A 26,107-nucleotide genomic window follows, 5' to 3' on the forward strand; every position below is an offset into this window, starting at 1 on the left:
CTACGACGTATGCGTACCGACTGGCGCAGTCGTCCTTCGCGAAGTGTTGATGCATCCGCTGGCGAGGGGCAGACGGCATCGCTGTCACCTGGTCGAGTGCGGTGCGATGAGCGCAGCATGCGCGGGAGGGCAATCTTTCACCGCCGCCCATGAAGCCGCCCATCGCTCCCGCTGTGGCGAATGCAAAACCTGTGCTGGCGGCTGCAGCGCCAGCCCGTCCCTGCACGGCAACAAAAAAACCCAGCCGTGTGACCGGCTGGGTTTCGCGTTTTTTACCTGGTGGTGGCGCTTACGCCTCCACGTCGTCCTTGTACGCATCCACCGGGATGCAGGCACACATCACGTTCTTGTCGCCGTAGACGTTGTCCACGCGCGCCACCGGCGGCCAGTATTTCTGCTGCTTGAGGCTGGGCAGCGGGAAGGCGGCCAGTTCGCGCGGGTAGGCGTGGGTCCACTCGCTGGCCGACACCTGGGTTGCAGTGTGCGGGGCGTGCTTGAGCGGGTTGTCCTCGCGGTCCAGGCGGCCGTCTTCGATGGCGCGGATCTCTTCGCGGATCTGGATCATCGCGTCGATGAAGCGGTCCAGTTCATGCTGCGATTCGCTTTCGGTCGGCTCCACCATCAAGGTGCCGGCCACCGGGAAGCTCAGCGTCGGCGCGTGGAAGCCAAAGTCGATCAGCCGCTTGGCGATATCCTCGGCACCGATGCCGCTGGTCTTCTCGAGCGGACGGATGTCCAGGATGCACTCGTGCGCCACTAGGCCGTTGCGGCCGGTGTACAGCGTCTTGTAATGCGGTGCCAGGCGCTTGGCGATGTAGTTGGCATTGAGCAGTGCCACTTGCGTGGCCTTGCGCAACCCGCCACTGCCCATCATGGTCACGTACATCCAGCTGATCGGCAGGATCGAGGCAGAGCCGTAGGCTGCCGCGCTGACCATGCCGCCGATCCGCGAGGAGTCTCCACTCCCGCTTTCGGAGTTGAATCCGCCGCCATGGATGGCGGCAGTTTGACCTTCGCCGGCATGGATGCCGGCACGAGGCAGGTACGGTGCGAGGTGCGACTTCACCGCACACGGGCCCACACCCGGGCCGCCGCCGCCATGCGGAATGCAGAAGGTTTTATGCAGGTTGAGGTGCGACACGTCCGAGCCCCACTTGCCGGGTTTGGCCACGCCGACCAGGGCATTCATGTTGGCGCCGTCGGTATAGACCTGGCCGCCATGCGCGTGCACCGCCTCGCAGATCGCCACCACGTCCTCTTCGAACACGCCGTGGGTGGACGGGTAGGTAATCATCAACGCGGCCAGACGGTCGGAGTACTTTTCCGCCTTGGCACGGATGTCGTCGACATCGACATTGCCGTTGGCATCGCACTTGGTCACGACCACGGTCATGCCGCACATCTGCGCCGACGCCGGGTTGGTGCCGTGGGCGGATTCGGGAATCAGGCAGATGTCGCGATGCGCTTCACCGCGCGCGCGGTGATAGGCGCGGATCGCCAGCAGGCCAGCGTACTCGCCCTGCGCGCCGGAGTTCGGCTGCAGGCTGACCGCGTCGTAGCCGGTGCACTCGACCAGCATCGCTTCCAGCTCCTCGATCAGCTGCGCGTAGCCGGTCGACTGCTCGGCCGGTGCCAGCGGATGGATCGCGCCGAACTCGGGCCAGGTCACCGGGATCATCTCGGCGGTGGCGTTGAGCTTCATCGTGCAGCTGCCCAGCGGGATCATGGTGCGATCCATCGCCAGGTCCTTGTCGGCCAGCGAGCGCATGTAGCGCAGCAGTTCGTGCTCGCTGTGGTGGGTGTTGAACACCGGGTGCGTCAGGAACGCGCTGCTGCGCAGCAGGCTCTGCGGCAACGCATCGGCGGTGGCGGCATCGAGTGCATCCACCGTCGCTCTCGGCATCCTACCTTCCGCGACACTCGCACATCCTTGTGCATCGTCGACCTGTGCGCCGAACAACTGCGCCAGCGCAACCACATCGGCACGCGTGCTGGTTTCGTCCAGGCTGATGCCCACTGCTTCGCTGTCGATGGCACGCAGATTGATGCCTGCTGCACGCGCGCGGGCGTGGATGGCATCGGCATCGATCGCCTTGACGTGCAGGGTGTCGAAGAACTGCTCACCCACGTTGACGCCGGCGCTGCGCAGTGCGGCAGCCAGGATCGCCGTCAGGCGATGGGTACGACGCGCGATGCGGGTCAGGCCCTCGGGGCCGTGGTAGACCGCGTACATCGAGGCCATCACTGCCAGCAGCACCTGCGCGGTGCAGATGTTGGAGGTGGCTTTCTCGCGGCGGATATGTTGCTCGCGCGTCTGCAGCGTCAAACGGTAGGCAGGATTGCCGGCGGCATCGATCGACACACCGATCAACCGGCCCGGCATCGAGCGCTTGTAGGCATCGCGGCAGGCCATGAACGCCGCATGCGGGCCGCCGAAGCCGAACGGCACGCCGAAGCGCTGCGAATTGCCGACCACGATATCGGCGCCCCATTCGCCGGGCGCGGCGATCAGGGTCAGCGCCAGCAGATCGGTGGCCACCGCGACCAGGCCGCCTTGTGCGTGCACCGCATCGGCCAGTGCGGCGTGATCGCCGATATGCCCGAAGCTGTCCGGATACTGCAGCAGTACGCCGAAGCACTCGGCCTGCAAGGCTTCTTCCGGCATGCCGACGCGCAGCACGATGCCCAACGGCTCGGCGCGGGTGCGCAGCAGTTCCAGCGTCTGCGGATGCACCGCGTCGTGCACGAAGAACGTATCGGATTTGGACTTGGCCGAACGCTTGGCCAGTGTCATGGCTTCGGCCGCAGCAGTGGCTTCGTCCAGCAGCGAGGCGTTGGCGATCTGCATGCCGGTCAGGTCCGCGCACAGGGTCTGGAAGTTGATCAACGCCTCCATGCGGCCCTGCGAAATCTCTGCCTGGTACGGCGTATAGGCGGTGTACCAGGCCGGGTTTTCCAGGATGTTGCGCAGGATCACCTTCGGCGTATGCGTGCCGTAATAGCCCTGGCCGATGAAGCTGCGCTGCACCTGGTTCTTGCTGGCGATGGCGCGGATCTTGGCCAGCGCCTCTTCTTCGGTGATCGCCTCGGGTAGCGCGAGCGCGGCCGGCGACTTGATGTTGCCCGGCACGATGGCGTCGGTCATCGCATCCAGCGAGGCGTGGCCGACCACCTCCAGCATCTGCGCGATTTCTGCGTCGTTGGGGCCGATATGGCGTTCGACGAACGCGCTGTGGTGTTCGAGGTCGCGCAGGGAAGACGGAGTGTGGGACATGGCGGGCATCCGGGGCAGAGGGCATGCGAAAGGTCGGAAGCACCGCAACCGGCATGACGCGCATGGGCGCACCATCACCTGCCGCAGTGGCGGTCTTCCTCGCGCCCCTCTGTCCTTTTGCCTGAGAGTTTAAGAACGCGGCCTGGCGCTGGGCCTGCCTGCGTTCCGTGCCCCTTCGGCGCCGGCATCGGCCGGTCTCTCCAGAGTTGTGTTGAAGATGGTATCGGGCCTGAGCGATTACGGGCTGTTGCGCCTTCGGCAGCGGCAGTGCCGCTTCTCCCACCGTGTTGCCGGCCGATTATAGCGTGGCTGCGCGCGACAGGGTGGCGGGCCAGGGCGAGCTGGCGGCGGGCGCACTCGCGTTTGCTTAACCTTGGCAACGCAAGCGCCTATCATCGGCGTCCTTGTGCGCATCCCGGCATTGCGACAGGCAGGTGCCGGCGTGCGTCCCCCGATGCACCACGTTTCGGATCCCTGCATGACCCCCACCACGCCTTCCACCCGACGCATGGCGCTGCTGCTGGCCGGGCTGGCGATGTTCGGCCCGTTTTCCATCGACACCATCTTCCCGGCGTTCTCGCGGCTCAGCCGCAGCCTGGCGGTGGACCAGGTGGCGATCCAGCAAACGATCAGCGTCTATCTGCTGGCCTACGGAGCGATGAGCATCGCGCACGGCCCGCTGTCCGACGCCTGGGGCCGCAAGCGGGTGATCCTGGGCGGGCTGGTGCTGTTCATCGCCGGCTCGATCGGCTGCGCGCTGTCGCAGGACCTGCCCACGCTGCTGGCGTTCCGCGCGTTGCAGGGTCTGTCGGCGGGCGTGGGCATGATCGTCGGCCGCGCAGTGATCCGCGACTTGTTCCATGGCCCGGATGCGCAGCGACTGATGAGCCAGGTGTCGATGATCTTCGGCATTGCGCCGGCCATCGCGCCCATCATCGGCGGCTGGATCCTGCTCAGCGGCGCCGGCTGGCCGCTGATCTTCTGGTTCCTGGTGGCGTTCGGGCTGGTGCTGTTGGTGGCCACCCTGGTCTGGCTGCCGGAAACCCACCCGGTCCAGGCGCGTACTCCGCTGCAGTTCAGGCGCCTGCTGCAGGACTACGTGCGGATCGGCTTCAATCCGCGGTTCCAGCGGCTGGCGGCGGCCGGGGCATTCAATTTCGCCGGCATCTTCCTGTACATCGCCTCGGCGCCGGTGTTGATCATGCAGCACCTGCGGTTAGGCGAGGGCGACTTTGCCTGGCTGTTCATCCCCACCATCGGCGGCATGACACTTGGCTCGTTTCTGTCCGGGCGCATGGCTGGACGCATGGAACCGGTGCGGCAGATCCGTATCGGGTTCATCTGCTGCGGCGTGGCCGCGCTGGCCAACCTGGGCTACACCATCAAGGTGGCGCAGATCGCCCTGCCCTGGGCGGTGCTGCCGATCTTCCTGGCCGGCGTGGGCATGGCGTTGATTTTCCCGATCCTGGCGCTGGCGGTGCTGGACATGTACCCGCACCAGCGCGGCCTGGCCTCCTCGCTGCAGGCCTTCACCCAACTGATGACCAACACGCTGGTGGCCGGGGTGCTGTCGCCGCTGCTGAGTGAACACCCGCGGCATCTGGCGGTCGGCATGACCGGTTTTTTTTTGCTGGGCTGGCTATTCTGGCGCTGGGAGCGCCGCAGCGGCCGCCGCCTGCGTCACCGCCAGGCGACCGAGGCGGTCCCGCTGGAACCGGCCGACCACCTTTGACCTGACAGGAGCCTGCATGTCCACCGATTCCAAGTTGCGCCGCGATGCCCGCAAACGCGCCGCCGAGCGCCAGCGCAACCAGGCCGCCGCCAATCTCGCGCCGGTCTCCCCGATCGAACCGCATGCCGAACTCCGCGACCAGCAACGCACGCTACTGGCCGGCATCGTCCGCCGCGACGGCGAATGGGTATTGGGCATGGACGGCCGCATCGCCGGCGAGAGCACCAGCGCCGCGCAGGTGCTGGCGCTGATCATGCGCGCCGCCGAGCTGCACGAGCGCCAGGGCACCCCGGTGCGGCTGACCTATTCGGATGCGTTGAAGGATGCCGCGCATGCCGAAGCCCAGGCCGACGGCATGGAGTTCGAGCAGTTCAAGACCAAATTGAGTGAGCGCTTGCAGGGCGGCGCCAAGCTCAATTGAGTCACTCTTCTGCGTGCCGTCACGGGCGTATTGAGGTGCGCGGCGGTCAGGGCCGATCACAGGCTTGCTGCGCCTGCTGCCAGGGTGTGCAGCCGGCGGTCCTCAGATGCGCTGCACAGGGGCTGCTTTTAGGTGTGCCGCGCAGCGTCACCGGCTAGCCCGCCGACCATCGTTCCCGATCCCGCGCACGCGGCCAACACCGCGGTTGGCCCCACCTGCGGTCGAACTCCTCCCATCTGGAAATTCAGCTGCGACCACGTGGCGCGCGTTCTCAGCGCGCCTGTCCCTGTCGCTGCGTTTCCTGCTGTGTCTCCTGCGCCCGCGCCCGCGCAATGGCATCGCTGCGTGCCGGGATCCAGCGCCTGCAGGCGCTGCAGGCTGGCCGCCACGGGCGCCTCCCGCACAGCCTTGGCATCGAAGCTGGCCCGCAGATGCGCTGGCGAGTCGAGCGCTCCCTGCACCACGAAACCACGCGCAGAATCGTTGCCGAGCAGCACGTGATCGACCCGCTGCAAGCCATGTTCGCGTGCGGCCACCACCGAGCCCAAGGCCAGGCGTTCGCCATCCATCCCGGCCGCGGGGCCGGGTGCCGCGTGCAGGCGCTCCACTGCCGCCGTGCATTGCTGCAGCAGGGCATGATCCCGGTGCGCTGCATCGCGCCGGTCCGGGAGCGCCGGGGGGCATCTGTCGGTCGCGGCAGTACGGTGGCATCGATACGCTGCAGCTGGCCGTCGTAGTTCCCGTCCGCACCGTCGGCGATGTGCTGCAGCCGTTCGGCAAACGCATAAGGCGATCCACCTACGTTGCGGGCTATCGCGATCGCAAACTGCTCGGGCGACTGCGCCGGGGCATTGCGGTCACCGACCAGCGAGGTCAGCGCGCTGCCGCCGATCTTGCTGGCGTCGGCGCTGGCGCGGGTCTGCTCCAGCAACGCCTGCATCTGCACCTCGCTGAATTCCAGCGTGGTCTTCTGCCCTGGCGCGATCGCGCCGGTGCCCGTCATCTCGCCGCTCAACGCGCTGTTGAGCGTCTGCGCGATCGCCTTTTCCTCGCTGGCCTCGTTGCGCCCGCCCAGGCGCTGCAACAAGCCCGGCGCGGCCACATCGCGCTCGATCTCGAACCGGTAGCTGCGCTGCTCGGTGCGTTCGGCATCGTTGCCATCGTACTGGCGCACGATCGTCAGCGGCACGTTGTCGCCATAGTGCAGTTGTTGCACCACGCTGCGGCCGTCCTCGCGCGGCGTGCTGATGCGCACCTGGCTGCCCTGGTTGCGGTCGCCGGCCACATTGGCGCTGAGTGGGCCCAGTTCCAGCTGCAGACGCTGCTGCGAGCTGAAATTGATCCGCTCCAGCGTCTGCATTTCGTCGACGCCGGGCACGCCCGGGGCAATCGTGCCGGCGCGGACGAACGCGTCCATGGCTGCGCGTGCACGCGGATCGGCCAGATCGAACTGCGCGCTGTTGACCTGCGACTGGCCCAGGGAGTCGGCGCGCCCGAGCAGGGCCTGCGCCGGTCCCGCCTCGACGCCAAGTGCATTCACCGTCTCGATGGCCGTGTTTGGCCCGGTCACCACGCGCACGTGGCGCTCGTCGACGCGTTCAATCGTGTAGCTGCGGCCGCTGGCTTGGGTGATCTGACTTCCTGATTAGCCCCGACTCTCAGCCATGAAAATTGCTCGCTGCACGTAAAACCGGCTCTGGGCATGGTGTGGATTGCATCATGGCCGTGGCAAGTCGTGGCAGCATCTCGCGCAAGCGGAATCGACGATTAAAACGATAGGCCGCTTCTCCCAGGTAACGCCTTGCGTATTTGCCTTGCGCGATGGCGTGATACACGCCACTGATGGCGCGTTTGAGATTGCCCAGCACCACGTTGAGCCAACGTGCACCGGCCGTTTCGGTCGCGGCACGACCACCGCCAGTGTCCAGCGTGGTGTGCGCGTGGCCGGCGTCTTCTAGCCGGCGGAAGCAGGCCAGCCCATCGGTGTAGACCTCGCATTCGGGCGCCAAGCGACGGGCAATCCAGTCCTGCAGCGAGGTGTTGTCGAAGCTGCGCACCGGCTCGATCACCACAAAGCGCGGCGCGGTGAAGGTGGCATCGGTCTGCACCGCAATCAGGAACGCTTGTTTGTTCTCCGATCCGCGTCCGGCCTTGCCACCGTTACGCTCGCCGCCGAGATAGGCATCGTCGATCTGCACGAAACCCGCCAGTTTCCGCATGGATTCGCGCTCGGCCATAACCTGCATGATCTTGTGTTTCATCCGCCAGGCCGTCTTGTAGTTGACGCCCAGATGCCGCATCAACTCCAGCGCGGCCATGTTGGTTTTGGTCGAGGTCAGCAGGTGCAACGCCAGCATCCAGGTGCGCAGCGGCAGCTTGGTGCCTTCGAACATCGTGCCTGCAATCAGGCTGGTCTGATGCCGGCACGCGCTGCATTGGTAGTAGATCGCAGCACCCCGCTTGAAACGCGAGCGCACGCGTCCGGCACAAACAGGGCAACGAAAGCCTTGCGGCCAGCGCCACTTGTAAAGCGCGCGATAGCACTTGGCTTCGGTGCCGTAGGACGCGAAGAACTCAGGCATCGACAATCCCGCTTGGAACTGCACGGCATTGATACTCATCACGCCACCTCGTTGGCTTCAGGTGACAGCAGCATCCACCCAGCGCGGCGCAGATCCTGCGACAGGCGGCTGATGGTCAGGGCTAATCAGGTCTGACTTTGCGCGGTCAGCGAGCGCAGGCTCGCCGAGGATTCGCGCTGCACGAACGTCTGAGTGTCCATTACCGCGCGTGCACCGATCGGCAGACTCTCAGGCTGCAGTGGATTGACCTGTCTGGCGGCCTCCAACGGTTGATCGGCACCGGGCAGCGTCAGGACGTAGCGCATGCGCTGCCCGGCACTGGCACCGGTCTCGATGCTCAGCTTGCTGTCGCCGAGCTTGGACTGCAGGCTTTGTTGCTGTCCGGTCTGCGCGTCGGCCTCGAGGCTGAAGGTGGTGGTTTTTGCGTCGGTATCGCTGACAATGCCTGCGCGCGCGCGCCGCCGCGACGCAGGCTGGTTTCGCCCAATGGCTGCGTCGGGCTGCCGCTGCTCTGCTCGCTGCTCTGCGAAGACCTGGCCGACTGCTCTGCCGGGGTGACCGAGACCGTGCCGCTTCCCACCGTTGCGGCGTATCCGCTGTTGGAGCTGCTGTAGGTCGGGTCGAACGCACGATCGTTCGCATCATCGATGGACTGCGTGTTGCGGTCTGCATCGGGCGCGTCCGTGCCGGTGGAGGCGTTGCTCATCAAGATGCTTCCTGCATGCTGCGGCTGTGCAGCGGGCGCGCAGTGTATCGCCGGCGTTTTAGGCAATTATCAACGGAATATTATGCGGCAGCCTGGGGGATGCTGCCGTATGCCACAGCGAGAGCGGCGCGTCAGTGCGGCGCTGCAGGCGCAGACGCCTCGCTCGCGGAAGCAGGCGCGGACGCCGACTGCCACCCGCACATCTGCCCCTGGTTCTGCTGCTTGAGCCATTCGCTCATCGGCGCGAAGTACTCCAGCATCGGGCCGGCGTCGAGCTTCTCGCTGCCGGTGAGTTCCTTCAGCGTGGTCTGCCATGGTTGGCTGGAGCCGCGTTGCAACATCGACCAGAATTTCTGCCCGGCATCTTTGTTGCCGTAGAAGCTGCACTCGTACAGCGGGCCCTGGTGGCCGGCCGCCTGGCACAGGCCCTTGTAGAACTGGAACTGCAGAATGTGCGCAAGGAAGTACCGCGTATAGGGCGTATTGCCCGGCACATGGTATTTGGCACCGGGATCGAAGAACTCCTCGCCGCGCGCGCTGACCGGCGCCACGCCCTGGTACTTGGCCTTCAGGTCCCACCAGGCCTGGTTGTAGTGCTCCGACGTGATCGAGCCATCGAACACGCCCCAGCGCCAGCGGTCGATCATCAGGCCGAATGGCAGGAACGCCACCTTGCTCAAGGCCATGCGCATCTGCGAGTTGATCAGCGCTTCGCGGCCGGCTTGCTGCTCGCCCACCATGCCGATCGACTGCAGGTACTTCGGCGTCATCGCCAGCACGATGGTGTCGCCGATCGCTTCGTGGAAGCCGTCGTTGGCGCCGTTCTGGAACAGCGGCGGCAACGGGTTGTAGGCCAGGTCGTAATAGAGGTGGCCGAGCTCGTGATAGATGGTGGTGAAGTCTTCTTCGGTGGGCTTGATGCACATCTTGGTGCGTACGTCCGCGCCGGTGTTCTGTCCAGGTTCGCCGCCCATGGTCATGTCCCAGGCGCTGGCGTGACAGACCACGTCGCGGTCCAGCGGCTTGATGAACTGCGAGCGTTGCCAATAGGTATCCGGCAGCTTGGGCATGCCCAGCGAGGTGTAGAACTCCTGCGCGCGCTCGGTCATCTGTCTCGCGGTGCGCAGCTGTGCCTCGCGCTCGGCGTTGAAGCGTGCGGCGGTACCGCCATCGCCACCGGTGTTGCGTGCCAGCACTGCGCTCAGATTGCCCTGGTACTGTCTTTCCAGGGCGGAGGTGATGTCCAGATCGCCGGCGCCGGGATAGGGCTGCAGCAGATCCCACAGGTTGCTCCAGTCCTGCTGCCACATATTGCCCATCAGGTGCGCGGGCAACAGCCCGCCGGGCAGCTCGCCCTTGTCCTTGCCGTATTGGGCGTCCAGCTTGCCGCGCGCGTAGCACTGCAGCTGCGCGTACAGCGGTTTGACCTGCTCCCACAGCCGATCCGTTTCGCTCGCCAGTTGCCCCGGCGGCATGTCGTAGCCACTGCGCCACATCACCCCGACATCGGCAAAGCCCAGGCCGCGCGCGCCTTCGTTGGCCAGCTCGACAAAGCGCTGGTAGTCCTTGCGCATCGGCTGCGCGGTGCCATGCCAGCCCTGCCAGGCATCGAGTTGCTCGTTGTAGTCGCGGCTGCTGGCCAATACCTGTTCCAACTCGCCGAGTTGGCGGCAGCGGCGCTGCTCGCCATCGCCCACGCAATAGCTGCCGGCGCCGTAGTCGCCTTCCATCTTGGCGGCGATGCGGGTGAGTTCGGCCAGCTTGGCCGCGTCGCGCGGCGCGGGCAGGGCGCTCATCAGCTTGAGCAGTTGCAGGGCGCGCGCACTGTCGGCGGACATCGGCGTGCCGGCATACTGCTTGGATTGTTCGATCCAGCGATCCAGTTGCGCCAGCGAGCGCTCGTTGGCCTTGGCCGCCAGCAGCTGCGAATCGCCATTGATGTAGGTCGAGGACAGCCATTGCGCGGCGGTGACCTCTGGATAGGCAGCCTTGTATTCGGCATTGATGCGCGCAACGAAGGCATCGGCGCTTTCGGCAGGCACGGGTTTGGTTGCAGCAGGTGTGCCTGGCGGTGCGGCGTCCCGGCGGCAGGCCGACAGCGATACGGTGCCGGCGGCCACAGCCAGTGCCAGCAACAGGAGACGAGGATTCACGGGTGGTCCTTGCGGTGAAGTCCGGGCAAAGGCTAGAGCGCGCCAGGCGTCAGGGCAAGCGGGGGCGCTTCACTCGGCACAGCGGCGACCGGTCCGGGCACCGTCAGCGCGACGCCCGGCTCCGGGGCGGGAACTCCGCAACGCAGGGCAACGGGCTCACGCGACCGGTAGACGGAAGTAACTGTCTACGCGCTTGCCGCGTTCCCGCATTCTGGCGTCGCTTTCAGCCGGCCTTCGTCGTGCATTGCGCGAACACATCGCGCTCGCGTGCGTAGATGCTGGTCCTGACCTGCATCAGGCCCAGCACCGAGGGGAACAGCGCGTCCTGGTCGGTGTACTGGCCGGCGCGGTGGCGCAGGCAGGTCTCGTCCAGGCCGCGGTCGCGCGCGAATTCCGGCGAGAACCACATCACCATCGGCACGTGGGTCTGCTCTTCGGGCGCGATGGCGTACGGCACGCCGTGCAGGTAAAGCCCCTTTTCGCCCAGCGATTCACCGTGGTCGGAGAGATAGATCATGGCGGTGTCGTAGTCTGACAGGCCACGCAGGGCGTGGATGGCCTGGTTGAGGAAATGATCGGTATAGCTGATGGAATTGTCGTAGCCGTTGACGATGTCCTGGCGGCTGCAGCTGCCCAGGTCTGCGGTCTTGCAGACCGGCTTGTAACGTTCGAACTGTGCCGGGTAGCGTTCGAAATAACTGGGGCCGTGGCTACCGAGTTGATGCAGCACCACCACGCGATCGCCCGGCTTGGCGCGCACTTGCGCTGCCAGGTCGCTCAGCAGGATGTCGTCCATGCAGCGGCCATCGGCGCACAGGCCCGGCGTGGTGGCGTCATCGAGTTTCTGCAATTGCAGGCCATCGCAGACGCCCTTGCACCCGGACTGGTTGTCGCGCCACAGGGTCGAAATGCCGGCGTGCTCGAGCACATGCAGCAGCGACTGGTGACCACGGATCCTGTCCTCGTTGTAGTCGCGGCGACCGAACGGCGAGAACATGCAGGGCACCGAGACCTCGGTGCTGGTGCCGCAGGAATGCATGTCCGGGAAATTGATCACGCCTGCCTGCGCCAACTCCGGCGTGGTCTGCCGCGCATAGCCATTGATGCCCCAGTTCTGCGCACGCGCGGTTTCGCCCAGCACCACCAGCAACAGGCGCGGGCGGCTGCCTGCCGCGCGCGGGGTGGCCATGGCATCGTGTTCGACCGGCTGCTTGGGTGCGTGCTTGATCGGCGAGTCGGACTTCAGGTTCTGGCGCAGCGCGACGATGTAATTGATCGGCGTGGCCAGGTAACGCACCTCGCGGTGATTGCGCATCAGGGCGGAGATATCCTGGAACGACAGCATGGCACCGCCTGCACCCACCACGGCCACCGCCAGCAGGAAGCCGCCCCGCCACAGCAGCGACTTGCCAATGCTGTGCACACGCACGCGCAGGCGGGTGCGCCACAGCAGCACGGTCGGAATCAGGAAATAGCACAGCAGCGAAAAAATCAGGCCGGGTGTGAGCAGCTCGCGCGATTCCTTGTGATCGGTGTGCAGCACGTTGCGCAGCATGTCCGCATCCAGATAGACGTTGTAGCTGTCCATGTAGTGCGCGGCCAATGCGGTGGTGAACAACAACACTGTCAGCAGTGGTTTGGCGTTCCAGCGCCAGACCAGCACCCCCAGCAGCAACGCATGCACGGCGATCAGCAACGCCATCAACGAAAGCGCAAAACCAATGCTGCCCGGATGCGTGGCCATCGCCGTGCGCCAGAACAACTGGTTGCACACCAGCGCAAAGAACAGGCTCGACAGCAGGATCAGCATCTCGGTTCGCACCGTGGGGCGAATGCTCCACGTCAGCGCACGCGAGCTGATCCGCCCGCGCGGTTCCGGTAGCCAGGTACTCATGCTGCATCCCCCGATGGCAACATCGAATCCAGCACGCCGCGTGGCCGAGCCAGCATCACGCCGTACAAGGTGAGTGCGGTGAACCAGCACACCGCCAGCGACCACAGGTCGTGCGACAGAAAATGCGCGCCGCGCAGCTGTTGTGCAACACCGAAGGTGAGACCTGCTGCCAGACCGATGAACAAGCCTGGCAAGCGCCATGCAGGACGCAGTGCCAGCGCACAAAAATACAGCGCCACCCACGCGTAACCGGCACTCGCGTGACCTGCAGGAAAACAACCGGAGGCAGCCAGGCCGTGGCGTGATTGGAACAGCCCAATCATCGCTCGCGTACCGCCATAGCGGCTCAGGTCCCATGGGCAATCCATTGCGGTCCACGACTTGAGCTGCGAGACCAGCGAGGTCGACAGTGCAACCGAGGCGCCCAGATACGTGAGTGGCCAGCGCAGCACGCGCAGGCGCCGCTTGCACCACGCGGCCACGGCCAGGATCACCACGCTGACGCCGGCTGCGGTACTCAACCATTTACCGGCGCGATGCACTACGCCGCTGGTGACCCAATGGTCCTTGAGCAGCCAATGCCCGCCTTCCAGCCGATACAACGCATCGGCGGCCCACTGGTCGCCACCGGCGCCCATCAGCAAGGCACTGGCCACCAGCACGCCTGCCAGCGGCATCCATAGATGGCGGGCAAGAAAGCGCGTGTGCGCAACCGTGGCGGTGCGTGCCAGGGCAGGCGAAAAAGCCGGAAGCGTGATCATCGAAGCGTAGGCCTGTGTCAATGCCCGGCATCTTCGAAACCCGGATGTCGGAGAGCGGTCGGACCGGAGTCGTTCAGGCGTTAACCCAACACTTGGCGTTCAGTCTGCGTCGCTGTGGCCGCCGGTTTGTTCGGTGTCGGACGCATTGCCTCTGCAACGGGCATGCCACGCCGTGCCCGGAATCAGCTGCCATTGATTGCGGTTGGATTCGCCGATGTCGATGCGCTGCGCCGGATCGATGCAGGCCGGCACCGCCTGCTTGAGCACGAACAGCCAGCGCTTTTCCGATGCTTGCGCCAGCCGCGGGCCGGCCTTGGCCCACTGCGCCTGCCAACTCGCCTTGAAGCCGAAGTCGGTCGCCGGCCGGTCCGGCAGCCGCAAGGTGGCAATCACCTGCAGGTAGTACCAGGCCGGTTTGACGTGATGCCAGGCGTGCGCGTAGCGGGTGCCGGTCTGCTTGAAGAGCAACTCGGGCGCGTAGGCGTGCAGTTGCGGGTCCTGGCTGTGCAACAGCGGCCAGCAGCGAGGGCAGCAGGAACGCCACCGGCCAGTGCGGCACCAGCTCATAGGTTGCCGCTTGCAGCCACATGAACACCGGCGGCTTTTCCGCGTACAGCTCGCTGCCACGGTGCGGCAGCAACCACTGGCCGCTTTCGACCATGGTGCGCGCAGCCAGCACGAAGCGCGGCTCGTCCGGCGGATTGGGCTGGCGCAGCCCCAGGCCCGCCAGCAGGCTGACAAGGATCGGCAGTAATGCGACCAGCAGCGCGGGGCGGCGGGGCAGGACGTCAGAGGTGGCAGGCGACACGCGCGCGCCCGATGAAAAGGGGCGAAACGATAGCTGGCAACCTTGTCGGAAATTTTGTCGGACACCTTGCCGGTGCGCGCAGGGCCCCGGGGCGGTCGGGTCCGGCTGGCCTCGGGTAGGATGCGCACAGCGTCCCTGTCGGACCGTTCTGGAATCGCGCGCATGCGGCTGCTGGTCATCGAAGATAACCGTAACATGGTTGCCAATCTGTTCGATTATTTCGAAGCCCGCGGGCACACCCTGGACGCCGCGCCGGATGGCATCACCGGCCTGCACCTGGCCACCACCCAGCAGTACGACGTGCTGGTGCTGGACTGGATGATGCCGCGCATGGACGGCCCGGAGGTGTTGCGCCGCCTGCGCGAGCAGCATCATTCCGAACTGCCGGTGATCATGCTCACCGCGCGCGACGAATTGCCCGACAAGATCGCTGGCTTTCGCGCCGGGGCCGACGATTACCTGACCAAGCCGTTCGCGCTGCCCGAGCTGGAAGTGCGCATCGACGCCTTGCTCGCGCGTGCGCATGGTCGGCGCCGCGGCAAATTACTGCAGGTGGCCGACCTGCGGCTGGACCTGGCCACCCTGGAAGCCTCCCGGTCCGGCCGGGTGCTGCATCTGTATCCGGCCTGCCGCAAGTTGCTGGAAGTGCTGATGCAGGCCAGCCCGGCCGCGGTCACCCGGCAACGCCTGGAACAGGCGCTGTGGGGCGACGACCCGCCCGATGGCGACATGCTGCGTTCGCATATCTACGAGCTGCGCCGCAGCGTGGATGGTCCGTTCGCGCAGAAGCTGATCCACACCCTGCCGCGGCTCGGCTATCGCCTGGCGGAGCTGGATGCCGCTGGCGAAGCGGCAGGCAACGAGTGCGTCGATGGCTAAGCAGCGCCCGCTGGGCCGCCGGGCCATGCTGTGGCTGTTCGGCTATACCTTGCTGATGACGCTGGCGGTGTTCGGCACTGCGCAGTATCTGCATGAGCGCGCCGAACACGGCGTGTGGCGCTCGCTGCTGAATTCCGAACTGGACAGCATCCTGGAGCGCAGTGCGCGCAATCCGGACTACCACTGGCAGGACTCGGACACCTTGCGGCTGTACCGCATCGACGGCTCGGCCGGCGTGCCGCCGGTGCTGCGCACGCTGCACCCGGGCCTGCACGACGAGCTGGATATCGCCGGCCGCCAGAGCGTGGTGATGGTGCGCGACACGCCGCAGGCAGGCCGCCTGGCGCTGGTGCTGGACATCACCGACTTTGAGGCGCTGGAAAAATTTCTCACCCGCTGGATGCTGGCGGCCGGCATCGCGTCGATCGGCATCACCTTGCTGATGGGTGCCTACGCGATGGCGCGGCTGGTGCATCCGCTGGCAGAGCTGGCCCGCGACATCGGCGCATTGCGTCCCGGGCCGGGCGCGCAGCAGATCACCGTGGGCGCGCAGGGCAGTGCCGAGCTCTACGTCATCGCCGATGCGCTCAACGACTACCTGGAACGCAACAGCCAGTTCGTCGAGCGCGAACGCGCCTTCATCGATAGCACCAGCCACGAGCTGCGTACGCCGATTGCGGTGATCGGCAATGCGGTGGAGCTGGCGCTGGAACAGCCGGGCACCCCGCCGGCGGTACGCCACCAGCTCAGGCGCATCGCGCAGACCAGCGCTTCGGTGGAGCAGCTGATCACCTTGCTGCTGGTGCTTGCAAAGGATCCGGGGCGGCTGGTGCGCAGCAGCGATGCCGTGTGGCTGGATCAACTGCTGCCGGAGATCGTTGCAGACCATGCGCATCTATGTGCCGACAAGGATCTGCAGGTGGTCATCGACCCGCTCCCGTCGTGCAGCCTGACCGCGCCGGTGACCATCGTGCAGACCGCCATCGGCAACCTGCTGCGTAACGCAATCGAGAACAGCGACCGCGGCGTCATCCGCGTCGGTCTGTCCGCGCCGGGCGTGGTGCGCATCGCCGACCCGGGGCATGGAATGACGCCGGAGGAAATCAGCGCCATCTACGCGCGTCTGGCGCGCGGCAATGCACGGCAGGGCAACGGCATCGGCCTGGAACTGATCGGCCGGCTCTGCGAGCATCTGGGCTGGCACCTGCAACTCGAATCCGATGCCGGGCAGGGCACCGTGGCAACGCTGGACCTGTCCGGTGCGACAGCCACGAGCGAATCGAGGATGACTTGGCGCGGCGACCAATCGGTATCGGCAGGGCCATGCGGGTCCTGTTCGCCGTCCACGTCGCTCCGATAGCCGCTAACGACGCTGTGCCGGTCGCCGCTCCTAGGCTGGCAGCAAACCACGCGCATCCAGCCAGCTGCGCGCGTTTTCCGCATCCTGCTCGAACCAGGCGCGAGTAGAGCCCAGGCGATAGGTGTAGCCCCAGGCATCCATATCGGCCATCAGCCGTGCGCTGCCCACGCCGGGCAATTGCGCGGCCAGCAGAATCTGCAGATAACAGGTGGCGTCTTCTTCATCTACCGAATCGGTGGCGTCGGTATGCACGGCGGCGCGCCGGTCGGCCGGCAGTACGATCAGATGTCCGGCCTCGTGCAGCATCGAATGCACCGGCGTGTCGTCGCGCACATACACATCGCAACCGATGATGCCGGCTTCCGGTTCGCCCCAGAAACTGCCCGGTATCGCCGCGCCGGCGGCCACCCGATGCAGGCGTAGCCCGTAGCGGGCAAGCAGGGCGGCTGGTGCATCCAGGCCGATATCGGCCACGCGCAGCACGCCGGACATGTCGGATGCGGAATCAGGATGAGGGGTCACACGCTGTGGCTCATGGTCAGGCGCGCGGCAAGCGCGTAGTGGGCAGAAACCAAAACGGCACCGTGCTGCCACGGTACCGTCGGGAGGATGGCGTGGCCGTTGCCACGTAGCGCGCCTGCGTGTACACAGGGCGTAGCGGCATCCATGGCCGCGCTTACTTGTCGCCGTCTTCCGGCAGCGCGACAGAGATATCCAGCACGTCGTGCTCGCCGTCCTTGACCAGATCAACCCGCACCGCATCGGCGTCGATGTTGACGTACTTCTTGATCACTTCCAGCAATTCGCGCTGCAGCAGCGGCAGGTAATCCGGCCCGCCGCGGTGGTTGCGCTCCTGCGCAATGATGATCTGCAGGCGGTTCTTGGCCGTCTCGGCGGTGTTCTTCTTGCTCTTGAGAAAATCGAGCAGGCCCATGCTTACCCTCCGAACAGCTTGCTGAAGAAGCCTTTCTTCTCCACGGATGTGAATCGCATCGGGCGCTCCTCGCCCATGATGCGGGCGACTGCGTCGTCATACGCCTGGCCGGCCGGGGACTCGGCATCCAGGATCACCGGCTCGCCCTTGTTGGAGGCGTTGAGCACATCGCCGGATTCGGGAATCACGCCGATCGCCTTCAGGCCCAGCACTTCTTCCACGTCGGCGATGCTGAGCATCTCGCCGCCTTCCACGCGGCCCGGGCTGTAGCGGGTCAGCAGCAGGAACGCCGGCACCGTCTTGCCTTCCTCGGCCTTGCGGGTCTTGGAATCGAGCAGGCCGATGATGCGGTCGGAGTCGCGCACCGAGGACACTTCCGGGTTCACCACCACCACCGCGCGGTCGGCGAAGTACATCGCCAGGAACGCGCCTTTTTCGATACCGGCCGGCGAATCGCAGACGATGTAGTCGAAGCCGTCGGCGGCCAGGTCCTTGAGCACCTTCTCCACGCCTTCCTGGGTCAATGCGTCCTTGTCGCGGGTCTGCGAGGCCGCCAGCACGTACAGGTTGTCGAAGCGCTTGTCCTTGATCAGCGACTGCTTGAGCGTGGCTTCGCCGTGCACGACGTTGACGAAGTCGTACACCACGCGCCGCTCGCAGCCCATGATCAGGTCCAGGTTGCGCAGGCCGACGTCGAAGTCGATGACGGCGACCTTCTTGCCGCGCCGCGCCAGCCCGCAGGCCAGGCTCGCGCTGGTGGTGGTCTTGCCGACGCCGCCCTTGCCGGAGGTGACTACGATGATTTCAGCCAAAGGATTTCTCCGAATATTTCTGTGGTTGGGCCGCGTCAGTCAAGCGCAGCGATCTTGATCTGATCCTGCTCCAGCCAGACCTGGACGGCCTTGCCACGCAGGTCCATGGGAACATCGTCCAGCACCTTGTAGTGGCCAGCGATGGCGACCAGTTCGGCGTGGAAGTCGCGGCAGAAGATGCGCGCGTCCGGGTTGCCCTGCGCGCCGGCCAGAGCGCGGCCACGCAGGGTACCGTAGATATGGATGCTGCCGTCGGCGATGACCTCCGCCCCGGCGCCCACCGTATTGAGTACGGTCAGGTCGCAGTTCTCCGCATACAGCTGCTGGCCCGAGCGCACCGCGGTGCGTTGCATGCGGCCAGGTGCCGGGCGTGCGGCCGGCGGGGCCGGTTCGGCGCGCACAGGGGGCGGTGGCGGCGGTGGCGGGCTGACCGCGGTCGGCTCGTACTGGGCACGGAACTTGGCGAGCAACGGCACGCCGAGCTGCTGCGACAGCAGGTCGATCTCGCTGGTGCCGTAGGCCAGTGCCACCGGCAGCACGCCGGCATCGCGCAGGCCATCCAGCAGCGCCTTGGCGGTGGCCATGTCCGGCACCTGCGACAGCCCACCGAAATCCAGGATCACCGCCGCACGCCCGAACAGCTTGGGCGCGCGGGTCACGCGCTCACGCATTTCCTGCACCAGCCGCGGCACGTCCAGGGTGCGCACCCGCAAGTTGGCAATGCCCACCTGGCCGATCTTCAGCTCGCCGGCCTGTTCAAAATCCACATTCACACTCGACACGCTTCAGGTCCCCGTCGATGGAGTGGCGGTGGCGGCGGCATGACGCGGTCGGCCCACCCACGGCAATTCTTCGGGCAACGTGCCGCCATAGGTCTCCTTGACCCAGGAATAGCTGCACATGTCCTTCATCAGCATGCTGGCGCGCACGTCCACGTCCGGCATCGTGTTCTGGCCTACTTCGCGGAAGCCGAAGCTGCCATGGAAGAGCAGCGCCGCATCGGCGCCATGGTCCAGGAACACTTCGCAGGCCAGCTGCGGGTAACGCAGCTCGGTGTAGCTCTGCACGTCGGCATAGAACGCCCGCCCGACGCCGCCGCCGCGACGGCGGCTGGCAACCACGATGCGGTCGATATAGAAGAATTCCGGATGACGGTCCCGGAACCAGGCGAAATTGCTGCTGTCATGGGCACTGCCGCTGCCGAACCCGACCAGGAAGCCGGCCAGGTTGCCGTCGCGCTCGGCGACGCGGAAATATTCGGCCTGGGCGTAGAACCGTTGCAGCCTGGTTGAATCCAGCGGCAGGATCGCCAGTCCGGCATTGTTGTTCAGGGCCAGGACGGAATCGAGCTCGTGCTCGCGCACGTCGCGGATGACGATCGACATTGGGACTCCGTGGGGTAACGCTCTCGACCCGAAATCGGATCTGCGTCGGATTATTACATGCGTGGCCTGAAGCGGCGACCCGGCGCGTGCGCGGCGGCCGGCCGCGCGTCCCGGCGATGGGTCGGCACGCGCGGCCGACGCATGCTGCCGCCACCGGCTGCGCCGCCGGGTCGATCGCTGGCCCGAAGGTGCCGGCAGGCGCATGCATGACTTCCGGCAAGAGGGCAGCGGCCGCGCTTGGGCCTAAGATGCGGACATGTTGGGATACCTCAGTCATACGCGCGTCCTGCGCTTCGCCGGCCTGTTCACCTGGGCGATGATCGCCATGCCGTTGGTGTTCATCTACTGGGCGCCCGCCGAGGACGGCGACCACCGCAGTGTGATGGAGGCGGCGATGATGTCGGCGTTCTTCGTCGGCTTCGGGGCCAGCTATTTCTGGTTGACCCGCGGCCTGAGCAGCGGCGGCCATGCCCACTGGTACGACCGGCTGATCCTGCTGCTGCTCACAGTCTGCGCGCTTGCGGTGAGCTACCTCACCCGGACCGGGCTCGGCAGCATCCTCATGATGGTGGCGGCCGGTGTGATCCCCTGGTTGTTGCCGCTGCGCGTTGGCGTGGTCTGGCTGGTGCTGAGCCAGTTGGCCGTGCTTCCGGTCTACCACCTGTTGCTGGGGTTTCCGGTCTCCGGCGCGCTGATGCAGTCGCTGCTCTACGGCGGCTTTTCGATGTTCATCTTCGTCACCAGCCTGGTGGCCCGCCAGCAGGCCGAGGCCCGCGAGGAACAGCGCCGGCTCAACGCCGAACTGCGCGCCACCCGTGCGCTGCTGGCCGAAAGCGCGCGCATCAACGAACGCACCCGCATCTCGCGCGAGCTGCACGACCTGCTGGGGCATCACCTGACCGCGCTCAGCCTCAACCTGGAAGTGGCCGGCCACATCACCGAAGGCCAGGCCCAGGAGCATGTGCGCCAGGCGCATACCCTGGCCAAGCTGCTGCTCACCGACGTGCGCGAGGCGGTCAGCCAGTTGCGCGACAGCGGCGCGATCGACCTGGAAGCGGCGCTGCGGCCGCTGGTCACCCAGGTGCCGTCGCTGGATATCCACCTGGACATCGCCCAGCCGCTGACCCTGGACGACCCCGAGCGCGCCCATGTGCTGCTGCGTTGCACCCAGGAGATCATCACCAACGCGGTGCGCCACGCCGGCGCGCGTAACCTGTGGATCCAGGTGCGGCGCGACGCCGAGACGGTGTTGATCGATGCCCGCGACGATGGCCATGGCGCCGATGCGGTGGCGCCCGGCAACGGCCTGCGCGGCATGCGTGAGCGGCTCAGCCAGTATGGTGGGCAGCTGGAAATCCAAACCCGGCGGGGTGACGGCTTCGGCCTGCGCATCTCCGTTCCAGGCGCGCCGGCACTGATGCCTGCGGCCGTGACTCAAGGAGTGTTCTGATGATCCGTGTGTGCCTGGTCGACGACCAAACCCTGGTGCGCCAGGGGATCCGCTCGCTGTTGGCGCTGGATAACGGCATCGAGGTGGTGGCCGAGGCCTCGGACGGCAAGCAGGCGGTGGAGCAGATTCCGCAGATCCAGCCCGACGTGGTGCTGATGGACATGCGCATGCCGGTGATGTCCGGCCTGGAAGCGCTGCAGATGCTTTCGCGCAACGGCACGCTGCCGCCGACCATCATCCTGACCACCTTCGACGACGACCAGTTGGTACTGGCCGGGCTCAAGGCCGGCGCCAAGGGCTACCTGCTCAAGGATGTCTCGCTGGAACAACTGGTCGGGGCCATCCGCACCGTGGCCGATGGCGGGTCGCTGGTGCAGCCGGCAGTGACCCAGCGCCTGCTCTCGGGCCTGGAACACATGCGCAACGAGTTCGTCAGCCTGGACCGGCCCGATCCGCTCACCGACCGCGAGACCGAAATCCTGCGATTGATGGCCAGCGGCTTTTCCAACAAGGAGATCGCCAATTCGCTGGGCGTGGCCGAGGGCACCATCAAGAATCATGTGTCCAACATCCTGTCCAAGCTGGGCGTGCGCGACCGTACCCGCGCGGTACTGAAGGCGTTCGAGCTGCAATTGGTCTGACCGCAGGATGTCCCGCCCGGCGCCGCGCGTTCGCGGGCGCGCAAGCCTGCGGCTTGCAGGCGGCGCCCGCTCACCCTGTCCAAGCTGGGCGTGCGCGACCGCATCCGCGCAGTGTTTTAAGGCGTCTGAGCCCCCGCTTGGGTGGGCGATCGGCCGACGCATCCGTTGGCGATCGCACGCAAGGGCCGTTCAACGAGTGCGGTGGCGCCGGCTTGCCTGCAGCTTGCAGCGTCTGCGGCCTCGCGACAGCCCGCATCGGTCCGATCAGGCGTCGCGTCCTGGCGGCATCACATGCAGGCAGCGTGGGATGTGCATGATGGCTGCGCGCAGCCGGCGCAAACCCTTGCAACGGCTGGGATTGCGCAGCTCCACCGCGACGTTGCACGCGCTGAATGACACCGCAAGACCGCGCTACCCGTCGCACAACTGAACATCTTTCCCGAAGCCTGCTAGGATGGTGGCTTCGCTTCACTCAACCCGGCCGTGGGATCGGCCCCGGAGACCTCCTGAATGACCCGTATTATCGAGTTCCTGATCGCCTTGGGGATCGTGGCTGGCCTGTTTGTCGTGGTGGGCTTGGTGTTGCCCTCGGAGCGGCAGATGTCCGAGAGTGTTGAGACCAACCGCAGAATGACGATTGTTTACGACACCGTGAACAGCTTCCGTCGTTTCAAGGATTGGAACCCGCTTGTGCTGCGTGACCCGAAGATCCAGCTGAAGCTGGCCGGCCCGGAAGAGGGCAAGGGTGCACGCGTCGAATACAGCTCCACCGAGGGCTACATCGGCAACGGCAGCTGGGAAATCAAAAACACCGTCAAGAACGAGCGTGTTGAGATCGCGGTCGAAGATCCCACCAAGGGCTACGACAAGGTCACCAATTTCACTCTGGCTCCGACCGGCAAGAACAACAAGAACGTCAAGATCACGCAGGACTACAGCGTCAAGTACGGCTGGAACCTGTTCGGTCGCTATGCCGGCCTGTATGTCAGCCGCCACGTGGGCGACGACCTAAAGCTGGGTCTGTCGCGTCTTGCCACCGCACTGGCCACCGTGCCGAACTTCGACTACCGCGCGCAGCTGGATGGCAAGCCGGTGTTGAGCGATCTCAAGATCGTCGATGTGCCGGCCGAAGACCTGCTGGTCGTCACCGCAGGCAACATCGACCGCGACAACGAGACGATCAAGAAGTCGATCAAGGACAACCAGGAGTGGATCAAGCGCGTGATGGACGCCAATGGTCTGGAACCTGCTGGTCCGGTCCGTATCGTCACCACCGACTTCGCCAGCGACAAGTACGCGTTCGACGTCGTGCAGCCGATTCGCAAGCGTGCCGGTGGCGCGCCGAAGGCCGATGCCAAGACCGACGCCGCCAAGGCCGATGCGAAGAAGGATGACGCTTCGGCTGGCGCACCAGTGGATGCGACTCCGGTCGCCGCCGCCGGCGAAGAGCTGAAGCTCAACATCCCGTCCGAGGCACCGGTGAAGTACCAGCGCACTCCGGCGCACCGTTCGGCGTTTGCGACCTATGCAGGTCACATGGCCGGCCTGGATGCCGTGCGTAACTCGCTGCGCGCCTGGGCTGCCACCAGCGGCATGGATGTGAGCGAGCGTCCTTACGAAGCCTGGAAGGGTGGCGTGGACAAGTCGTTCACCCAGGACGGTACCTACGATGTCTACTGGGCCATCAAGTAATCGTCTCACCGCGATGACCTGATCCAGACCAAAGCGCGCCGCAGTCCTGCGGCGCGCTTTTTTTGCGCCACGGCGCTGCCAGGGAAGTTGCCTGCATGTCCTTGCTCGACCGTCGTAAGAAACACCCCTCGTTGCTGGCGCTCTGCGGCGGCCTGCTGGCCGCCATGGCCGTCGGGTTGTCTGCTTACGCCTCGCACGGCGTGGCCGATGCGCTGGTGCAGTCGCGGCTGCAGTTGGCGTCGCTGTATGCGTTCGGCCATGGTGCGGTACTGACCGTGCTGGGCGCTACTGAAACGCGCGCCCTCGGTCGGGTTGGCTTGTACCTGTTGCTGCTCGGCACGCTGCTGTTTGCCGGCAGCCTGGTCGGCGGCGCGTTGCTGCACTGGCCGACCAGCCTGGCACCGGTGGGCGGCGTCAGCCTGATGCTGGGCTGGGTGGTGCTGGCCGTCGGCGCGTTGAGGCGCTGAGATGCCGCGCCATGCTCGCGGGTTCGATGTAGAGGCCGCCTTTGCGCATCTGGCCCGACGCGATCGCGCGCTGGGTGCGTGGATGAAGCGTATCGGCCCCATCGCGCCGCAGCCGGGCTGGCACAAACCGTTCGACCCGGTGGATGCGTTGGCGCGCGCGATCCTGTTCCAGCAGCTCAGTGGCAAGGCCGCGTCCACCATCGTGGCACGGGTGGAGATGGCAATCGGCGCGAGCCGGTTGCATGCCGACACGCTTGCGCGCGTGAACGATGCCGCGCTGCGCGCCTGCGGTGTGTCCGGCAATAAGGCATTGGCGCTACGCGATCTGGCGCAGCGCGAACTGGCCGGTGAGATTCCTTCGCTGCGCAGATTGGCCTTCATGCCTGACCAAGCCATTGTCGAAGCGCTGGTACCGGTCCGCGGCATCGGTCGCTGGACGGTGGAGATGATGCTGATGTTCCGCCTGGGCCGCCCGGACCTGCTGCCCATCGACGACCTGGGCGTGCGCAAGGGTGCCCAGCGCGTGGACAAGCACGAACAGATGCTCGCCCCCAAGGCATTGGCCGAACGCGGCGAACGCTGGGGCCCGTACCGCACCTACGCCGCGTTCTACCTGTGGAAGATCGCCGACTTCAGCGTGGGCGCCAAGGTGCCGACACCGCGTTCGCAGGAATGATCAAACGCGGAGCGCGACGCGACCACAGCGCGCGTCAAGCCGCATGCCAGCGCCAATGCCACGGCTCGTAGACGATACCGTGCGGGTTGTCGCGGGGGTAGCTCAGGCGATAGCCGAAATGCGGCGCATGGTGGCTTAGCCAGGCAAACGCAGCGGTGGACTCGAACGATTCTCCGGCCGGCGGTTCGCCCGGGGTGCCGAGATCCAGCGCGTTTCCGCTGTGGTGCTCACTGAAACCGGGGGCGGCGTTGACTGCCAGGATCTGTTCCAGGGTGAGCCCGCGCCCGAACTTGCGTTCGAAAATGCCCAACTGGTAATCGTGGCTGCGATAGCCGGAGATGGCATCCAGCACGATGTCCGCGCGCAGCGCTGCCGCACGCATCAGGCGCCATGCACGCGCTGCGCCGGCGCTGAGCCATAGTGGCCGGCCGAAGCGATCGCGCCCTGAAAAGTGCAAGGTCGCCGGCTCGGCAATCAGCTGCAGGCCGGTCCGTTGCACATAGCCGTCTGCATCCAGCCCGAGTTGGCTCAGGCGGCGCTGCAGGTCGTCGACCATGAGCGTCATGCCGTGCGGCTGTTGCGTGCGGGCAGCGGCGACCTGTAGCCGGTCCAGCGCCTCGTCCAGCCCGGGCTCGCGTGCCAGCCGCGGCATCAGTGGCATGAGGCCCTGCGCCAGCTGCGCGGCCAGATAACGCCCGTCGCGCTTGCGCCGCAGCAGCCAGTCGGCCTGCGCCAGCACGCGGGCGTCGGCGTTGCTACGCGCGTGCAGCAACGCGGCAGGCAGCAGTTCGATGGCGGTGGTGTTGAGTAGCAGGGTCAGGGCAGGGCGCATCGCGACAGAGTAGGGCGAACGGTCCTGCGCGGCCAGACGTCGCAGATCCGGCGGGCTCGCCCGGTCGTGGGCGGGGGGGGCGCATCACGCGGGGGGGGGGGGGGGGNACGGCGGCCGGCGAGCCGGTAGCCAGGGCCATGGGCAGGGTTACCGCTCCCGCACGCCGATGGAGTGGCAAGCGCTCACGCATCCCGTTCCGGCTCGTCGCGCGGCTTCGGTAGCCGCCCGGCCTTGCGCAGCGCGTCGCGCAGCACGTATTCGATCTGCGCGTTGAGACTGCGCAGTTCGTCGTCGGCCCAGCGTTGCGCGGCCGCCAGGACATCGGCGTTGATGCGCAGCGGATAGGCCTTCTTTTCGCTCATTCGCCGTTCCTGCGACTGCCGTGGCGGCGCAGGTGCATGACCATCGACACGATCAGCGTATTGACGCCGATGATCATGCCGATCACCACCGCATAGATGCCGGCGCGGTTGTCGCCCACCCAATACAGGCACGCAGCGCCGACCAGGATCACCAGGCTGATCAACGCCCAGCGCAGGCCCAGACCGCGCGCGCGGTCATCGTCGTCCGCCCCGATCGAGGCGGCGATCGCCAACGCGGGCAGCCCCGAAAGCGCGACCACCAGCGGCACCATCACATTCATTGCAT

25 protein-coding genes, 2 pseudogenes and 1 riboswitch are annotated in these 26,107 nt (G+C 66.1%); of the genes and pseudogenes, 11 read left to right on the forward strand and 16 right to left on the reverse strand.

Going from position 1 to position 26,107, the window contains the following annotated elements; genetic code table 11:
* Positions 1-289 precede the first annotated feature (289 nt).
* On the reverse strand, positions 290-3,274 hold the full coding sequence (gene gcvP, locus XCSCFBP4642_RS0108365; RefSeq protein WP_029219389.1) for an aminomethyl-transferring glycine dehydrogenase: 2,985 nt from the start codon (positions 3,272-3,274) through the stop codon (positions 290-292).
* Between the two features lie 99 nt (positions 3,275-3,373).
* Positions 3,374-3,488: riboswitch (glycine riboswitch) on the reverse strand.
* 264 nt (positions 3,489-3,752) lie between these two features.
* Here gcvP and XCSCFBP4642_RS0108375 point away from each other — a divergent pair.
* Positions 3,753-5,006 carry a multidrug effflux MFS transporter gene (locus XCSCFBP4642_RS0108375; protein WP_029219390.1) on the forward strand — a complete coding sequence of 418 codons (1,254 nt, stop codon included), beginning with the start codon at positions 3,753-3,755 and terminating at the stop codon, positions 5,004-5,006.
* 16 nt (positions 5,007-5,022) lie between these two features.
* Entirely contained in the window at positions 5,023-5,427 is a 405-nt protein-coding gene (locus tag XCSCFBP4642_RS0108380; protein ID WP_029219391.1) for a hypothetical protein, read from the forward strand.
* Between the two features lie 128 nt (positions 5,428-5,555).
* On the opposite strand, the gene XCSCFBP4642_RS30725 is transcribed toward XCSCFBP4642_RS0108380, so the two are convergent.
* Positions 5,556-6,035: an XVIPCD domain-containing protein gene (locus XCSCFBP4642_RS30725; RefSeq protein WP_425480173.1), complete on the reverse strand. Its 480-nt coding sequence runs from the start codon at positions 6,033-6,035 to the stop codon at positions 5,556-5,558.
* A 152-nt stretch (positions 6,036-6,187) separates the two neighbouring features.
* On the opposite strand from XCSCFBP4642_RS30725, the gene XCSCFBP4642_RS30730 reads away from it, so the two are divergent.
* Entirely contained in the window at positions 6,188-7,072 is an 885-nt protein-coding gene (locus XCSCFBP4642_RS30730) for a hypothetical protein (RefSeq protein WP_425480174.1), read from the forward strand.
* A gap of 13 nt (positions 7,073-7,085) precedes the next feature.
* Here the strand turns inward: XCSCFBP4642_RS30730 and XCSCFBP4642_RS0108390 are convergent, their stop codons facing one another.
* Both XCSCFBP4642_RS0108390 and XCSCFBP4642_RS29635 read right to left on the reverse strand, forming a co-directional pair.
* Positions 7,086-8,048 carry an IS1595 family transposase gene (locus tag XCSCFBP4642_RS0108390; protein ID WP_006448937.1) on the reverse strand — a complete coding sequence of 321 codons (963 nt, stop codon included), beginning with the start codon at positions 8,046-8,048 and terminating at the stop codon, positions 7,086-7,088.
* Between the two features lie 86 nt (positions 8,049-8,134).
* Positions 8,135-8,275, reverse strand: coding sequence for a hypothetical protein (locus XCSCFBP4642_RS29635; RefSeq protein WP_235048281.1), 141 nt, complete (start codon positions 8,273-8,275; stop codon positions 8,135-8,137).
* 3 nt (positions 8,276-8,278) lie between these two features.
* Between XCSCFBP4642_RS29635 and XCSCFBP4642_RS24375 the strand changes: the two genes are divergently transcribed.
* A complete protein-coding gene (locus tag XCSCFBP4642_RS24375) occupies positions 8,279-8,623 on the forward strand; it encodes a hypothetical protein (protein ID WP_029219392.1) in 345 nt (114 codons plus the stop codon).
* A 223-nt stretch (positions 8,624-8,846) separates the two neighbouring features.
* Here the strand turns inward: XCSCFBP4642_RS24375 and XCSCFBP4642_RS0108405 are convergent, their stop codons facing one another.
* The 4 genes and pseudogenes from XCSCFBP4642_RS0108405 to XCSCFBP4642_RS26705 form a co-directional block, all read right to left on the reverse strand.
* Positions 8,847-10,868 (reverse strand): M2 family metallopeptidase, encoded by a 2,022-nt coding sequence (locus XCSCFBP4642_RS0108405; protein ID WP_029219393.1) that lies wholly within the window; start codon positions 10,866-10,868, stop codon positions 8,847-8,849.
* A gap of 223 nt (positions 10,869-11,091) precedes the next feature.
* Positions 11,092-12,762 (reverse strand): phosphoethanolamine transferase, encoded by a 1,671-nt coding sequence (locus XCSCFBP4642_RS0108410; RefSeq protein ID WP_029219394.1) that lies wholly within the window; start codon positions 12,760-12,762, stop codon positions 11,092-11,094.
* A complete protein-coding gene (locus XCSCFBP4642_RS0108415; protein WP_029219395.1) occupies positions 12,759-13,523 on the reverse strand; it encodes a phosphatase PAP2 family protein in 765 nt (254 codons plus the stop codon). Before XCSCFBP4642_RS0108415 ends, XCSCFBP4642_RS0108410 begins: the two co-directional genes overlap by 4 nt.
* Positions 13,524-13,622: 99 nt before the next feature.
* Positions 13,623-14,331 (reverse strand): annotated as a pseudogene (locus XCSCFBP4642_RS26705) (ArnT family glycosyltransferase).
* Positions 14,332-14,493: 162 nt separating this feature from the next.
* Here XCSCFBP4642_RS26705 and XCSCFBP4642_RS0108430 point away from each other — a divergent pair.
* Together XCSCFBP4642_RS0108430 and XCSCFBP4642_RS0108435 are read left to right on the forward strand one after the other, a co-directional pair.
* The gene (locus XCSCFBP4642_RS0108430) at positions 14,494-15,210 is read left to right on the forward strand and encodes a response regulator transcription factor (protein ID WP_029219397.1); all 717 of its coding nucleotides are present in this window, start codon (positions 14,494-14,496) and stop codon (positions 15,208-15,210) included.
* A pseudogene (locus XCSCFBP4642_RS0108435) lies at positions 15,203-16,483 on the forward strand (sensor histidine kinase); the annotation flags it as partial. The gene XCSCFBP4642_RS0108430 and the pseudogene XCSCFBP4642_RS0108435, both read left to right, overlap by 8 nt.
* A 117-nt stretch (positions 16,484-16,600) precedes the next feature.
* On the opposite strand, the gene XCSCFBP4642_RS0108440 reads toward XCSCFBP4642_RS0108435, so the two are convergent.
* From XCSCFBP4642_RS0108440 to XCSCFBP4642_RS0108460, 5 genes are all read right to left on the reverse strand, one after another.
* Positions 16,601-17,062 (reverse strand): hypothetical protein, encoded by a 462-nt coding sequence (locus XCSCFBP4642_RS0108440; protein ID WP_033898163.1) that lies wholly within the window; start codon positions 17,060-17,062, stop codon positions 16,601-16,603.
* Positions 17,063-17,246: 184 nt separating this feature from the next.
* Entirely contained in the window at positions 17,247-17,504 is a 258-nt protein-coding gene (minE, locus tag XCSCFBP4642_RS0108445; protein ID WP_005994583.1) for a cell division topological specificity factor MinE, read from the reverse strand.
* A 2-nt stretch (positions 17,505-17,506) separates the two neighbouring features.
* The gene (gene minD / locus XCSCFBP4642_RS0108450) at positions 17,507-18,316 is read right to left on the reverse strand and encodes a septum site-determining protein MinD (protein ID WP_029219400.1); all 810 of its coding nucleotides are present in this window, start codon (positions 18,314-18,316) and stop codon (positions 17,507-17,509) included.
* A gap of 35 nt (positions 18,317-18,351) precedes the next feature.
* Positions 18,352-19,098, reverse strand: a complete 747-nt coding sequence (gene minC, locus XCSCFBP4642_RS0108455) for a septum site-determining protein MinC (RefSeq protein WP_029219401.1) — start codon at positions 19,096-19,098, stop codon at positions 18,352-18,354.
* A 3-nt stretch (positions 19,099-19,101) separates the two neighbouring features.
* Positions 19,102-19,701, reverse strand: coding sequence for a GNAT family N-acetyltransferase (locus tag XCSCFBP4642_RS0108460; protein ID WP_029219402.1), 600 nt, complete (start codon positions 19,699-19,701; stop codon positions 19,102-19,104).
* A gap of 256 nt (positions 19,702-19,957) precedes the next feature.
* Here XCSCFBP4642_RS0108460 and XCSCFBP4642_RS0108465 point away from each other — a divergent pair, with 256 nt between their 5' ends.
* From XCSCFBP4642_RS0108465 to XCSCFBP4642_RS0108490, 5 genes are all read left to right on the forward strand, one after another.
* Positions 19,958-21,151, forward strand: coding sequence for a sensor histidine kinase (locus XCSCFBP4642_RS0108465; protein ID WP_029219403.1), 1,194 nt, complete (start codon positions 19,958-19,960; stop codon positions 21,149-21,151).
* Entirely contained in the window at positions 21,151-21,792 is a 642-nt protein-coding gene (locus XCSCFBP4642_RS0108470) for a response regulator (protein ID WP_005990002.1), read from the forward strand. Before XCSCFBP4642_RS0108465 ends, XCSCFBP4642_RS0108470 begins: the two co-directional genes overlap by 1 nt.
* Before the next feature lie 510 nt (positions 21,793-22,302).
* Positions 22,303-23,484 (forward strand): polyketide cyclase, encoded by a 1,182-nt coding sequence (locus tag XCSCFBP4642_RS0108480; protein WP_029219404.1) that lies wholly within the window; start codon positions 22,303-22,305, stop codon positions 23,482-23,484.
* Positions 23,485-23,579: 95 nt separating this feature from the next.
* Complete coding sequence (locus XCSCFBP4642_RS0108485; RefSeq protein WP_029219405.1) at positions 23,580-23,951, forward strand: DUF423 domain-containing protein; 372 nt, start codon at positions 23,580-23,582, stop codon at positions 23,949-23,951.
* A gap of 1 nt (position 23,952) precedes the next feature.
* Positions 23,953-24,627 carry a DNA-3-methyladenine glycosylase family protein gene (locus XCSCFBP4642_RS0108490; protein WP_029219406.1) on the forward strand — a complete coding sequence of 225 codons (675 nt, stop codon included), beginning with the start codon at positions 23,953-23,955 and terminating at the stop codon, positions 24,625-24,627.
* Between the two features lie 34 nt (positions 24,628-24,661).
* Here the strand turns inward: XCSCFBP4642_RS0108490 and XCSCFBP4642_RS0108495 are convergent, their stop codons facing one another.
* The 3 genes from XCSCFBP4642_RS0108495 to XCSCFBP4642_RS0108505 all read right to left on the reverse strand — a co-directional run bounded on the left by XCSCFBP4642_RS0108495 (position 24,662) and on the right by XCSCFBP4642_RS0108505 (position 26,102).
* On the reverse strand, positions 24,662-25,459 hold the full coding sequence (locus tag XCSCFBP4642_RS0108495) for a M15 family metallopeptidase (RefSeq protein ID WP_029219407.1): 798 nt from the start codon (positions 25,457-25,459) through the stop codon (positions 24,662-24,664).
* A 182-nt stretch (positions 25,460-25,641) separates the two neighbouring features.
* On the reverse strand, positions 25,642-25,821 hold the full coding sequence (locus XCSCFBP4642_RS0108500) for a type II toxin-antitoxin system antitoxin (protein WP_029219408.1): 180 nt from the start codon (positions 25,819-25,821) through the stop codon (positions 25,642-25,644).
* Positions 25,818-26,102: a hypothetical protein gene (locus XCSCFBP4642_RS0108505; RefSeq protein WP_029219409.1), complete on the reverse strand. Its 285-nt coding sequence runs from the start codon at positions 26,100-26,102 to the stop codon at positions 25,818-25,820. Before XCSCFBP4642_RS0108505 ends, XCSCFBP4642_RS0108500 begins: the two co-directional genes overlap by 4 nt.
* Between the last annotated feature and the right edge of the window lie 5 nt (positions 26,103-26,107).

Source organism: Xanthomonas cassavae CFBP 4642 (assembly GCF_000454545.1).
GTDB classification, from domain to species: Bacteria; Pseudomonadota; Gammaproteobacteria; order Xanthomonadales; family Xanthomonadaceae; genus Xanthomonas; species Xanthomonas cassavae.

What these genes read in the sequence shown, in the direction of transcription:
- gcvP (WP_029219389.1), bottom strand. Translation starts at nt 3,274, where the DNA reads ATGTCCCACACTCCGTCTTCCCTGCGCGACCTCGAACACCACAGCGCG.
- XCSCFBP4642_RS0108375 (WP_029219390.1), top strand. Translation starts at nt 3,753, where the DNA reads ATGACCCCCACCACGCCTTCCACCCGACGCATGGCGCTGCTGCTGGCC.
- XCSCFBP4642_RS0108380 (WP_029219391.1), top strand. Translation starts at nt 5,023, where the DNA reads ATGTCCACCGATTCCAAGTTGCGCCGCGATGCCCGCAAACGCGCCGCC.
- XCSCFBP4642_RS0108390 (WP_006448937.1), bottom strand. Translation starts at nt 8,048, where the DNA reads ATGAGTATCAATGCCGTGCAGTTCCAAGCGGGATTGTCGATGCCTGAG.
- XCSCFBP4642_RS0108410 (WP_029219394.1), bottom strand. Translation starts at nt 12,762, where the DNA reads ATGAGTACCTGGCTACCGGAACCGCGCGGGCGGATCAGCTCGCGTGCG.
- XCSCFBP4642_RS0108415 (WP_029219395.1), bottom strand. Translation starts at nt 13,523, where the DNA reads ATGATCACGCTTCCGGCTTTTTCGCCTGCCCTGGCACGCACCGCCACG.
- XCSCFBP4642_RS0108430 (WP_029219397.1), top strand. Translation starts at nt 14,494, where the DNA reads ATGCGGCTGCTGGTCATCGAAGATAACCGTAACATGGTTGCCAATCTG.
- XCSCFBP4642_RS0108440 (WP_033898163.1), bottom strand. Translation starts at nt 17,062, where the DNA reads ATGTCCGGCGTGCTGCGCGTGGCCGATATCGGCCTGGATGCACCAGCC.
- minE (WP_005994583.1), bottom strand. Translation starts at nt 17,504, where the DNA reads ATGGGCCTGCTCGATTTTCTCAAGAGCAAGAAGAACACCGCCGAGACG.
- XCSCFBP4642_RS0108460 (WP_029219402.1), bottom strand. Translation starts at nt 19,701, where the DNA reads ATGTCGATCGTCATCCGCGACGTGCGCGAGCACGAGCTCGATTCCGTC.
- XCSCFBP4642_RS0108465 (WP_029219403.1), top strand. Translation starts at nt 19,958, where the DNA reads ATGTTGGGATACCTCAGTCATACGCGCGTCCTGCGCTTCGCCGGCCTG.
- XCSCFBP4642_RS0108470 (WP_005990002.1), top strand. Translation starts at nt 21,151, where the DNA reads ATGATCCGTGTGTGCCTGGTCGACGACCAAACCCTGGTGCGCCAGGGG.
- XCSCFBP4642_RS0108480 (WP_029219404.1), top strand. Translation starts at nt 22,303, where the DNA reads ATGACCCGTATTATCGAGTTCCTGATCGCCTTGGGGATCGTGGCTGGC.
- XCSCFBP4642_RS0108485 (WP_029219405.1), top strand. Translation starts at nt 23,580, where the DNA reads ATGTCCTTGCTCGACCGTCGTAAGAAACACCCCTCGTTGCTGGCGCTC.
- XCSCFBP4642_RS0108490 (WP_029219406.1), top strand. Translation starts at nt 23,953, where the DNA reads ATGCCGCGCCATGCTCGCGGGTTCGATGTAGAGGCCGCCTTTGCGCAT.
- XCSCFBP4642_RS0108495 (WP_029219407.1), bottom strand. Translation starts at nt 25,459, where the DNA reads ATGCGCCCTGCCCTGACCCTGCTACTCAACACCACCGCCATCGAACTG.
- XCSCFBP4642_RS0108500 (WP_029219408.1), bottom strand. Translation starts at nt 25,821, where the DNA reads ATGAGCGAAAAGAAGGCCTATCCGCTGCGCATCAACGCCGATGTCCTG.
- XCSCFBP4642_RS0108505 (WP_029219409.1), bottom strand. Translation starts at nt 26,102, where the DNA reads ATGAATGTGATGGTGCCGCTGGTGGTCGCGCTTTCGGGGCTGCCCGCG.